General features: G+C 63.6%; 11 protein-coding genes and 1 tRNA gene. 6 read left to right on the top strand and 6 right to left on the bottom strand.

Annotated elements, in window-relative coordinates; all coding sequences use genetic code 11:
- Positions 1-8: 8 nt before the first annotated feature.
- The 4 genes from MXB90_RS10385 to MXB90_RS10370 form a co-directional block, all read right to left on the bottom strand.
- A complete protein-coding gene (locus tag MXB90_RS10385; protein ID WP_250044347.1) occupies positions 9-725 on the bottom strand; it encodes a hypothetical protein in 717 nt (238 codons plus the stop codon).
- A 60-nt stretch (positions 726-785) separates the two neighbouring features.
- Entirely contained in the window at positions 786-2,219 is a 1,434-nt protein-coding gene (locus MXB90_RS10380; RefSeq protein ID WP_250044343.1) for an NAD(P)-dependent oxidoreductase, read from the bottom strand.
- Between the two features lie 147 nt (positions 2,220-2,366).
- A complete protein-coding gene (locus MXB90_RS10375; RefSeq protein WP_250044340.1) occupies positions 2,367-3,164 on the bottom strand; it encodes an undecaprenyl-diphosphate phosphatase in 798 nt (265 codons plus the stop codon).
- On the bottom strand, positions 3,165-4,154 hold the full coding sequence (locus tag MXB90_RS10370) for a complex I NDUFA9 subunit family protein (protein WP_250044338.1): 990 nt from the start codon (positions 4,152-4,154) through the stop codon (positions 3,165-3,167).
- A 161-nt stretch (positions 4,155-4,315) separates the two neighbouring features.
- On the opposite strand from MXB90_RS10370, the gene MXB90_RS10365 reads away from it, so the two are divergent.
- From MXB90_RS10365 to cysN, 3 genes are all read left to right on the top strand, one after another.
- A tRNA-Leu gene (locus MXB90_RS10365) sits at positions 4,316-4,400 on the top strand.
- 294 nt (positions 4,401-4,694) lie between these two features.
- Positions 4,695-5,624 carry a sulfate adenylyltransferase subunit CysD gene (gene cysD / locus MXB90_RS10360; protein ID WP_250044336.1) on the top strand — a complete coding sequence of 310 codons (930 nt, stop codon included), beginning with the start codon at positions 4,695-4,697 and terminating at the stop codon, positions 5,622-5,624.
- Entirely contained in the window at positions 5,624-7,546 is a 1,923-nt protein-coding gene (gene cysN / locus MXB90_RS10355) for a sulfate adenylyltransferase subunit CysN (RefSeq protein ID WP_250044334.1), read from the top strand. Before cysD ends, cysN begins: the two co-directional genes overlap by 1 nt.
- Positions 7,547-7,591: 45 nt before the next feature.
- Here cysN and msrA read toward each other — a convergent pair whose 3' ends face one another.
- Positions 7,592-8,098, bottom strand: coding sequence for a peptide-methionine (S)-S-oxide reductase MsrA (msrA, locus tag MXB90_RS10350; RefSeq protein ID WP_250044314.1), 507 nt, complete (start codon positions 8,096-8,098; stop codon positions 7,592-7,594).
- A complete protein-coding gene (gene msrB, locus MXB90_RS10345) occupies positions 8,095-8,547 on the bottom strand; it encodes a peptide-methionine (R)-S-oxide reductase MsrB (RefSeq protein ID WP_250044313.1) in 453 nt (150 codons plus the stop codon). The genes msrA and msrB overlap by 4 nt, the downstream gene beginning before the upstream one ends.
- A gap of 252 nt (positions 8,548-8,799) precedes the next feature.
- On the opposite strand from msrB, the gene MXB90_RS10340 reads away from it, so the two are divergent.
- Genes MXB90_RS10340 through MXB90_RS10330 form a run of 3 tightly spaced genes read left to right on the top strand, consistent with a single transcriptional unit; the run spans position 8,800 to position 10,965 of the window.
- Entirely contained in the window at positions 8,800-9,414 is a 615-nt protein-coding gene (locus MXB90_RS10340; RefSeq protein ID WP_250044312.1) for a ribonuclease D, read from the top strand.
- Positions 9,395-10,360 (top strand): KpsF/GutQ family sugar-phosphate isomerase, encoded by a 966-nt coding sequence (locus MXB90_RS10335; protein WP_250044311.1) that lies wholly within the window; start codon positions 9,395-9,397, stop codon positions 10,358-10,360. Before MXB90_RS10340 ends, MXB90_RS10335 begins: the two co-directional genes overlap by 20 nt.
- Positions 10,360-10,965, top strand: a complete 606-nt coding sequence (locus MXB90_RS10330) for a hypothetical protein (RefSeq protein ID WP_250044310.1) — start codon at positions 10,360-10,362, stop codon at positions 10,963-10,965. Before MXB90_RS10335 ends, MXB90_RS10330 begins: the two co-directional genes overlap by 1 nt.
- Positions 10,966-10,970 lie beyond the last annotated feature (5 nt).

The raw sequence follows: 10,970 nt of genomic DNA, 5'->3' as shown, positions 1-10,970 counted from the left end.
AGTGCCTCCTACAGGATGGGTCTTACAGGGCGGGCGGGCGTGCCGGTCATCAGCGCGTCGCAATCAAGGATCGGTTCTGCCGCGCCGAAACCTTCATCGCCCGGGAAGGCGAACAGGACGGGCGGCTGGGTCGTGGTCACGCGGTCGCCGACCGCGTTTTCAATGGTTTCGCTATCGGACAGGAACAGGCGCATGTCGCGGTTGATGAATTGCATCCCCGTGCGGCGCGACAGGAAATTGCCGGCCGCGTCAAAGGCGCTCAGGTCGAATTCGCAGCGTTCCAGCGGGACACCGTCGATCGTCACGCTCTCACCGGTCAGCCGGTCAAAGCCGCGATAGCGGGTCTGCGCGCCGGTGTTGCTGTCGGTGACGAAATCATAATCGTCCCGCCCCGTCGCCAGAAGCGCGCTGAAGGATGCGTGATCCGCCGATCCGCCTTCGTTCAGCCAGTCAACCTCGCCGGTGGCATGGCTGATCGATTCCATCCAGCGGGTTTCGGTGTCGATGCGGCTGGTAAAGAACAGGCCCTGCCCGTCGGCATAGGCGATCCAGCGGTCGCCGGGGGTGTCGCTGGCGCAGCTATAGTGATTGGCGACCGTGCATTGGCGATATTGCACCGTCACCAGAAGCGTGCAGCCCGGCGGCGGGGTGAAGGTCGCGCCATGCGCGGGCAGGGCGGCCAGAAGCCCGCCCATCATTGCCGCCAGGGTGCGAAAGCCCAACATCTTGCGATCCTTCCAGAAAAGCGGGTCACGGGGCCCCGCAAGGCACATGTTCAGGTGACGCTATTCCGCGGCGACCATCGCGGGCTGGCCCAGGAACGCCAGGATCGAGGCCCCCGCTTCGCGCCCGTCGCGGATCGCCCAGACCACAAGGCTTGCGCCGCGCACGATGTCGCCCACGGCATAGACGCCCGGCAGGCTTGTGGCATGGGTGCCGAAATCGGCGCGGACGGTGCCCCAGCGGGTGACCTCCAGCCCGTCGGTGTTCCACAGTTTGGGCAGGTGTTCGGGTTCAAACCCAAGCGCCTTGATCACCAGATCGGCGTCTTCCAGATAGTCGGCGCCTTCGATCACCTCGGGGGCCTGGCGGCCGGTCGCATCGGGGGCGCCAAGGCGCATCTTTTGCACCTGAACCCCCGTGACCGGGTTTCCGACAAAGCCCTTGGGCGCGGCCATCCAGACGAATTCGACGCCTTCTTCCTCGGCATTCTGCACCTCGCGTTGGCTGCCGGGCATGTTGGCGCGGTCGCGGCGATACAGGCACTTCACGCTGGTCGCCCCTTGGCGGATCGCGGTGCGCACGCAATCCATCGCCGTGTCGCCGCCGCCGATCACCACCACGCGCTTGCCCGCGGCGTTCAGCGTGCCATCGTCGAATTCGGGCACGTCATCGCCAAAGCTTTTGCGGTTCGAGGCGGTCAGATAGTCGATCGCCCGAACGATGCCGGCGGCATCCGCCCCCGGATCGGTCAATTCGCGGGTCTTGTAGACGCCGGTGGCGATCAGCACCGCGTCATGCTTGCCACGGATCGCGTCAAAGGAGATGTCGGTGCCCACGTTGCAGTTCAGCACGAACTGGACACCGCCCTGTTCCAGCTGGCCGATGCGGTTCATAACCACATCCTTTTCCAGCTTGAAGCCGGGGATGCCATAGGTCAGCAGCCCGCCCGCGCGGTCGTAGCGGTCGTAGACCGTGACCTGCACCCCGGCCCGGCGCAGCACGTCCGCCGCCGCAAGGCCCCCGGGCCCCGCGCCAATAATGCCGACGCTTTCGGCCCGTTCCGTCGCGGGCTTGATCGGCTGCACCCAGCCCATGTCCCAGGCGGTATCGGTGATGTATTTTTCCACCGCGCCGATCGTCACCGTGCCGTGGCCGGATTGTTCGATCACGCAATTGCCTTCGCACAGGCGGTCCTGCGGGCAGATGCGACCGCAGATTTCCGGGAAGGTGTTGGTGGCCTGGCTGATTTCATAGGCCTCTTGCAGGCGGCCCTCGGCAGTCAGGCGCAGCCAGTCGGGGATGTTGTTGTGCAGCGGGCAATGCGCCTGGCAATAGGGCACGCCGCACTGGCTGCAGCGGCTGGCCTGTTCGGCGGCCTTGGCATCGGCGAATTCGCGGTAGATTTCTTGGAAATCATGGGCGCGCTGGGTGGCATCCCGCTTCTCCGGCATTTCCTTCGGAGTCGAGACGAATTTGAGCATGCGTTGCTGAGCCATGGCTGCGCCCTCCATTCTGGTGGGGCAGTGCTACATCGGCGCTGATCCGATTAAAAGTCAGTAGTGCTGACCTAAATGTCGGAATTTTTCGTTACAGGATCCGCTAGGCCAAAAAATTCTCAAAAAATAGGTCAGTTATTTTTACCTTTATACCGCCAGGGCAATCAGAACGACGCTACCAACGATGATTCGCCACCATCCGAAGGGCGCGTAGCCGTGCCGTGACACGAAGGCCAAGAGCCCACGCACCACGAAAACCGCGGCAACAAAGGCGGTGACGAAGCCCACAGCGATCAGATTCAGATCGTCTGCGGATAGAACGTCGCGATTCTTGTACAGGTCATAGGCAAAGGCGCCGGCCATCGTCGGCATCGACAGGAAAAAGGAAAACTCGGCCGCGGCGCGCTTGGATACACCAAAGGCCATCGCGCCAACGATCGTCGCACCGGACCGCGAAACCCCCGGCACCATCGCAAGGCATTGGCACAGACCGATCCTGAAGGCCGTGCCAAGCGGCAGGCGCATCGCATCATCTTCGGTGACGGTCAGGTTCATCCGGTCAACCATCAGCAGGATCAGCCCGCCAATGATCAGCATCACCGCGATCAGGACCGGGGTTTCAAACAGCACCGTCTTGATGAAGCCATGTGCCATCACCCCGATCACGACAGACGGCAGGAAGGCCAGCAGAACCGACAGGATGAAACGCCGGGCGGCGGGGTCGCGGGGGGCGGCGCCGAACACCTCGATCAGGCGTTTGGCATAGACCCCTAGGATCGCGAGAATGGCGCCCAGCTGGATCACCACCTCAAAGGCGCGCCCGGTGCTTTCAAACCCCAGGAAATGCCCGGCCAGCAGAACGTGCCCGGTCGAAGACACGGGAATGAACTCGGTCAGCCCTTCAAGAAAACCCAGAAGCGCCGCGACAAGCGTGGCCTGTTCCATTCAGGACGGCTTGCGCAGGTTCTTGGCCGAGGCATGGATTGCGTCATATTGCCCGCTGGGGCGGAACCGCCACAGATAGTCGGGCAGAACCGCCGCCATCGGCGTGGGCGTGATGCCCAGATCGGCAAAGCCACGGGCACCTTCGGCCACGACGTTGTCGGTCCGCAGGTTTTTCACCTGATCGCGGGTCAGCACCCGGTTTGTGACAAGACCGCCGGTGATGAACTGGATGAAATCGAACAGGCCGCCAATGATCGAGGCCGCGAAGAACGGGGTATTGATCACCAGCCGGCGACGGTTGATGACCTTCAGCATGTCCGCCATCAGATCGCGGAAGCTGCGCACATCCGGGCCGCCCAGTTCATAGATGCCGGGGCTGGCGGTGCCCAGAACGCCGGCAACGGCGGCGCGGGCGACATCGTCCACATAGACCGGCTGGAACCGCGTCCCGGCGCCCACGACCGGCAGGATCGGGCCAAAGCGGGTCATGCCGGCGAAGCGGTTGAAAAAGCCATCCTCGGGTCCGAAGATGATTGACGGGCGCAGGATGACCGCATCGGGATAGGCGGCCAGCACGGCGGCTTCGCCATCGGCCTTGGTGCGGGCATAGGCGCTTTCGGACCCGGCATCCGCGCCGATCGCGGAAATCTGCACAAGCCGCGGCACGCCGGTTTCGGCTGCGATCCGCGCAACCCGGCCGGCACCTTCGGCCTGCACGGCGTCAAATTTGTTGCGGCCTTCGTTGACCAGGATGCCCACGCAATTGACCACCGCATCCGCGCCGCGCATCGCGGCCCGGACGCTGGCATCATCACGGATATTGCACAGAACGGGTTCCACCTGGCCGACCGCGCCATAGGGTTTGACGAAAAGCGCCTCATTCGGGCGGCGCACGGCGACGCGGACGCGCCAACCCTCTTTCGCCATCCGGCGCGCAATATAGCGCCCGACAAACCCCGAACCGCCGTAGATCGTGACCAGCTTCGTCATGGCAGACTGCCTTTCGTTCCCGAAAATCCGCCCCCTGATTAGCGCCAAGGCCCAAGCGGAACAAGGGCAAAGGGGGGGTGGCGGATCGCTGCACAAAAAATCTTGCACAACCCCCGTTGACACTGTCACGGCGGCTCTGTAAATCGCCCCTCACGACACCTGCCCAGGTGGCGGAATTGGTAGACGCGCACGGTTCAGGTCCGTGTGCCGCAAGGCGTGGAGGTTCGAGTCCTCTCCTGGGCACCATAAAAAAACCGCGCGGTGCAAACCGCGCGGTTTTTTCGTTTTTTATTCCGGATCGACGCCGCGGCACAAATCGGGCCGTCTTTCCGGGCGGCGGGCGCCGGGCCAAACGCCGCGCCCCGCCGTGCAAAGCCATCGGAACCCGTGTTTCGCCTTTGCATGGCGCCGGGGAATATCTGCCCTGCAAAAGGGCGCGAAAACCGGCTGCGACACCCGTCTGGCGGGAATTATTCCTTGGAAGGCGGGGGGAAATCTGCGAAGCCCTGCACGCAAAATGCACGTTTGCGGAAGATGCCGATGACATTTGATGAACGCCCGCCGGTCAGCCAGCAAACGCTGACCCATCTGCAACGGCTTGAGGCCGAAAGCATCCACATCCTGCGCGAGGTTGTGGCCAATGCCGACAACCCGGTGATGCTGTATTCGGTCGGCAAAGATTCGGCCTGCATGCTGCATCTGGCGAAAAAGGCGTTCTATCCAGCGCCGCCGCCCTTCCCGCTGTTGCATGTGGATACGACCTGGAAGTTCCGCGCGATGTATGAGCTGCGCGACAAGGCCGCGCACGATGCGGGGATGGAGCTGATCATCCACCAGAACCCCGAGGCGCTGGAACAGGGGATCAACCCCTTTGACCACGGCAGCCTGCATACCGACATGTGGAAGACCGACGGTCTGAAACAGGCGCTGACGAAATACAATTTCGACGTGGCCTTCGGCGGCGCGCGGCGGGATGAGGAAAAATCCCGCGCGAAGGAACGGGTGTTCTCGTTCCGCTCGGCCAACCACCGCTGGGACCCCAAGAACCAGCGCCCGGAGTTGTGGAAACTTTACAATACCCGCAAGGCCAAGGGCGAATCGATCCGCGTCTTTCCGCTGTCGAACTGGACCGAGCTGGACATCTGGCAATACATCCACCTGGAAGGCATTGAAATCGTGCCGCTGTATTTCTCGCAGCCGCGCCCGGTGGTGGAACGGGGCGGGCTGTTGCTGATGGTCGATGACGACCGCTTCCCGCTGGCCCCGGGCGAGGTGCCGCAGATGCGGTCGATCCGGTTCCGCACGCTGGGCTGCTATCCGCTGACCGGCGCGGTTGAATCCACCGCCGCCACCCTGCCCGAGGTGATTCAGGAAATGTTGCTGACCACCACATCGGAACGTCAGGGCCGCGCCATTGACCACGATCAGGCCGCCAGCATGGAGAAGAAGAAGCAAGAGGGGTATTTCTGATGACCGCCGATCTGACCCCCAAGTCCCCCGCCTATGTCGCCGACCGGCTGATCGCCGAGGATATCGACGCCTATCTGGAACAACACCAGCACAAGACCATGCTGCGCTTCATCACCTGCGGCTCGGTCGATGATGGCAAGTCCACGCTGATCGGGCGGCTGCTGTATGACAGCAAGATGATCTTTGAAGATCAGCTGGCCTCGCTGGAAAAGGACAGCAAGGCGGTGGGCACCCAGGGCGGTGACATCGACTTTGCCCTGCTGGTCGACGGGCTGGCGGCGGAACGCGAACAGGGCATTACCATTGACGTGGCCTACCGCTTCTTTGCCACCGACAAGCGCAAGTTCATCGTGGCCGACACGCCGGGCCATGAACAATACACGCGCAACATGGTCACCGGGGCTTCGACCGCGGATCTGGCGGTGATCCTGATCGATGCGCGTCAGGGCGTTCTGACGCAGACGCGGCGGCACAGCTATCTGGTTCATCTGCTGGGCATCCGCAATGTGGTGCTGGCGATCAACAAGATGGATCTTGTGGGCTATTCCCAGGAACGGTTCTATGAAATCGTTACGGATTATTCGCATTTTGCCCAGCAGATCGGGATGGAATCGTTCCTGCCGATCCCGATTTCCGGGCTGAAGGGCGACAATATCGTGGCGCATAGCGCCAATATGCCCTGGTATCAGGGGCCGACGCTTCTGGCCCATCTGGAAGAGGCGCCGGTCAATGATGCGCGGATGCAGGACTATGCCTTCCGCATGCCGGTGCAATGGGTGAATCGCCCCAACCTCGATTTCCGCGGCTTTGCCGGGCAGATCGGGGCCGGCACGATCCGACCGGGCGATGCGATCCGGGTGCTGCCCTCGGGCAAGACCTCGACCGTCAAATCCATCGTCACCTTTGATGGCGATCTGGATCAGGCGGTGGCGGGGCAATCGGTCACGCTGACATTTGCCGATGAAATCGACTGTTCGCGCGGCGATGTCATCGTGCAGGCCGATGAACCCTGCGAGGTCGCCGATCAGTTCGAATGCACGCTGGTCTGGATGGCCGAGGCCGAGATGCTGCCGGGCCGGCCCTATCTGCTGAAACTGGGCACCCAGACCGTGACCGCCAGCGTGACCGAGCCGAAATACGAAATCAACGTCAACACGCTGGAACATCTGGCGGCGCGGACGCTGGGGCTGAACGCGATCGGGGTGTGCAATATTTCGACCGACCGTCCGATTCCGTTTGAGGCCTATACCGCGAACCCCGATCTGGGCGGCTTCATCCTGATCGACCGGATTACCAATGCCACGGTCGCGGCCGGGATGATCCATTTCGCCCTGCGGCGCAGCCAGAACATCCACTGGCAGGCGTTGGAAATCGACCGTCAGGCCCATGCCGCGCAAAAAAACCAATCGCCCAAGGTGGTCTGGTTCACCGGCCTGTCCGGTTCCGGCAAGTCGACGATCGCCAACCTGGTGGAAAAAAAGCTCTACGCGCTGGGCAAGCATTCCTTCCTGCTGGATGGCGACAACATCAGGCACGGGTTGAACCGCGATCTGGGCTTCACCGATGCCGACCGGGTGGAAAACATCCGCCGCGTCGGCGAGGTGGCGCGCCTGATGGCGGATGCCGGGCTGATCGTTCTGACGGCCTTCATTTCACCCTTCCGGTCGGAACGGCGGATGGTGCGCGAGCTGATGCCCGAAGGCGAATTCATCGAAGTTTTCGTCAACACCCCGCTAGCGGTGGCCGAGGCCCGCGACGTGAAGGGTCTTTACAAAAAGGCCCGTGCCGGCGCGCTGAAGAACTTTACCGGCATTGACAGCCCCTATGAGCCGCCCGAACAGGCCGAGATCGAGGTTGATACCGTCAGCATGACCGCCGAAGAGGCCGCCGAACGGATCGTCAGCTATCTGCTGAACCGCTGAACGCCGATCCGGCCCGCGCGTGGGTGCGTGGGCCGGGTTGCTTGATCACTCGGCCGCGCGCCTGGGCAAGACCCAGCCGGGGCGCGGGAAGTGGCAGGTATAGCCGTTCGGGTGGCGTTCCAGATAATCCTGATGTTCCGGCTCTGCCTGCCAGAAATCACCTGCCGGCTCTACCTCGGTCACCACCTTGCCGGGCCACAGCACCGAGGCGTTCACATCGGTGATCGTGTCCAGCGCGATGCGCTTTTGCGTCTCATCGGCATAGTAGATCGCCGAACGATAGGACGGGCCAAGATCATTGCCCTGCCGGTTGGGTGTGGTCGGATCGTGGATCTGGAAGAAGAATTCCAGCAATTCCCGATAGCTCAGGCGCGCGGGATCAAAGACCACCTCGATCGCCTCGGCATGGGTGCCGTGGTTGCGGTAGGTGGCATTGGGCACATCGCCCCCGCTATATCCCACCCGGGTGCGGATCACGCCGGGGCGCTTGCGGATCAGATCCTGCATACCCCAGAAACATCCCCCCGCCAGAACGGCGCGTTCCTCGGTCATTTCGTGGTCCCCCTGACAAGATCGACATAATCGCCATAGCCCGCGGCCTCCATATCCTGCAGCGGGACAAAGCGCAGCGCGGCCGAATTGATGCAATAACGCAGCCCCCCCCGGTCGCGGGGTCCATCGGGAAAGACATGGCCCAGATGGCTGTCGCCGTGGGTTGAACGGACCTCGGTCCGGATCATGCCGTGGCTGGTATCGGTCAGTTCGCGCACATGGGCCGGCGCGGCAGGGCGGGTAAAGCTGGGCCAGCCGCAGCCCGATTCGAATTTGTCGGCCGAGGTGAAAAGCGGCTCACCCGACACGACATCGACGTAAAGGCCGGGCGCGTCGTTGTGCAGATATTCGCCGGTGCCGGGCCGTTCGGTGCCGTTCAGCTGTGTCACGCGGAATTGTTCGGGGCTAAGCGCTGCAAGGGCGTCGGGGGTTTTGGCGTAGGGTGTCATCATCCTCTCCTGCGCGGCGGGGCGGGTGGTGGTTCAGGGGCAAAGATGGGCCTTAATGCCGGCTTGTCCAGCCCTGTCGCCCGCGTGGCGTCGTTGACGCGCCTGCGGGCGGCGCCTACAAGCAAGCCATCCGGGCGCGGCCAGTGGTGCGCGCCAGCAGTGCCGGACTGACCGGAGACATCGGCCCGAAAGGGCCATCACGGCGGGGGTTGCCGTCCCGGGCGCCGGACCCCTCGCAGCCAGGGGTTTGAAGTGACCGTATATCTGCACAAGCACGACCTTCCCGAAGGTCTGGATCTGGGCCCCGTCGTGGCCATCGACACCGAAACGATGGGCCTTGACCCGCGCCGCGACCGGCTGTGCCTGGTTCAACTGTCTTCGGGCGATGGCAACGCCCATCTGGTCAAGATCGCCAAGGGCCAGACCCAGGCGCCGAACCTGTGCCGGATGCTGGCCGATCCGGACACGGTCAAGCTGTTCCATTTCGCCCGGTTCGACATCGCCGCACTTTACGCAGCCTTTGGCGTTGTCACGGCCCCGGTCTTTTGCACCAAGATCGCGTCAAGAATGGTGCGCACCTTCACCGACCGGCATGGCCTGAAATACCTGCTGCAGGAACTGGTCGGGGTGGATATTTCCAAGCAACAGCAGACCTCGGACTGGGGTGCCGATGAACTGACCCCGGCGCAGATGGAATATGCGGCCTCGGACGTGCTGCATCTGCACCGGCTGAAAGCGGAACTGGAAACGCGCCTGGCGCGTGAAGGGCGCACCGGGCTTGCGCAGGCCTGTTTCGATTTCCTGCCCACGCGCGCCCAGCTGGACCTTTTGGGATGGGAGGAACCGAATGACATCTTCCACCACTGATTATCTGGCCACCGCACGCCGCGTGATCGGCATTGAGGCCGAAGGCCTGGCGCAGCTTGCCCAGACGCTGGACGACAGTTTCGCCCGCGCGGTCGAACTGATCCTGAAGGCGCGGGGTCGCGTCATCGTGTCGGGCATGGGCAAATCGGGCCATATCGGGCGCAAGATCGCGGCGACGCTGGCCTCGACCGGGACGCCCGCGCAATTCGTCCATCCCGCCGAGGCCAGCCATGGCGATCTGGGCATGGTGACGCAGGACGACGTGGCGCTGGTTCTGTCGAATTCCGGCGAAACGCCGGAACTGTCGGATATCATCGCCCATACGCGCCGCTTTTCGATCCCGCTGATCGGGGTGGCCAGCCGCGCGGAATCGACCCTGTTGCGGCAATCCGATGTGGGGATCGTGCTGCCGCAGGCGGCCGAGGCCTGCGGGTCGGGGATCGTGCCCACCACCTCTACCACGATGACACTGGCGCTGGGCGATGCGCTGGCGGTGGCGCTGATGGAACATCGCAGCTTCACGCCCGAACATTTCCGCACCTTCCATCCCGGCGGCAAGCTGGGTGCGCGGCTGGCACGGGTGGCCGATCTGATGCATCTGCAGATGCCGCTGGTCGATGAGGCCACACCGATGGGCGAGGCGCTGCTGGAAATCAGCCGCAAGGGCTTTGGCGTGGTGGGGGTAACCGATCCGGCGGGGCGGCTGACCGGCATCATCACCGATGGCGACCTGCGCCGCCACATGGAGGGGCTTTTGTCCCATACCGCCGCCCAGGTGATGACGCGCGATCCGCGCACCATCGACCCCGGTGCGCTGGCGGAACGGGCCGTCGCGGTGATGAATGAGCGCAAGATCACCTGCCTGTTCGTCGTGGCGCCCGAAGGTGATGGCCAGCCGGTCGGCATCTTGCACATCCACGATTGCCTGCGCGCTGGGGTGGCCTGATGACCGCCTATGACAACGGCCATTCGTGGTTGGTGGCAGGCGCCAAGATCGCCCTGCCGCTGGCCGCGCTTGCGCTGTTGTCGACCCTGTTCCTGCTGGCGGAACGCGTGGACCCCACCGCCGCCATTCCCTATGCGCGCATCAATGTCGAGGAACTGGCCCGCGAACAGCGCGTCACGGCCCCCCAGTTCGCCGGCATGACCGAGGATGGCGCCGCGTTAAGCATCACCGCCGAAACCGCGCGCCCCGATCCCGATGGCGGTCCGGGGGCCAGTGCCGCGAAACTTCTGGCGCATATGGAAACTGCGGGCGGGCTGGTGGCGGACCTGTTTTCGCTGTCGGGGCGGATCGACCCGTCGGCGGGGCGCGTGATTCTGTCGGACGGGGTGCGGATCGAAACCTCGACCGGCTATCTGCTGACCACCCAGCGCCTTGAGGCGCGCACCGACCGCTCCGAGATGGTCGCGCCCGGCCCGGTGCAGGCGCAATCGCCGCTGGGCAAGATCGAGGCCGGTTCCATGACGCTGATGTCGAATGACGGGGGCGTGACGCATCAGCTTGTTTTCAAGGATGGCGTCAAGCTGATATACCTGCCCGAGAAATGAGGTTC

This window comes from Phaeovulum molybdatiresistens, from assembly GCF_023544865.1.
Lineage (GTDB): Bacteria > Pseudomonadota > Alphaproteobacteria > Rhodobacterales > Rhodobacteraceae > Pontitalea.
The sequence above is the reverse complement of the archived record's forward strand: the minus strand, read 5'-3'. Positions and strand labels throughout refer to the sequence as shown.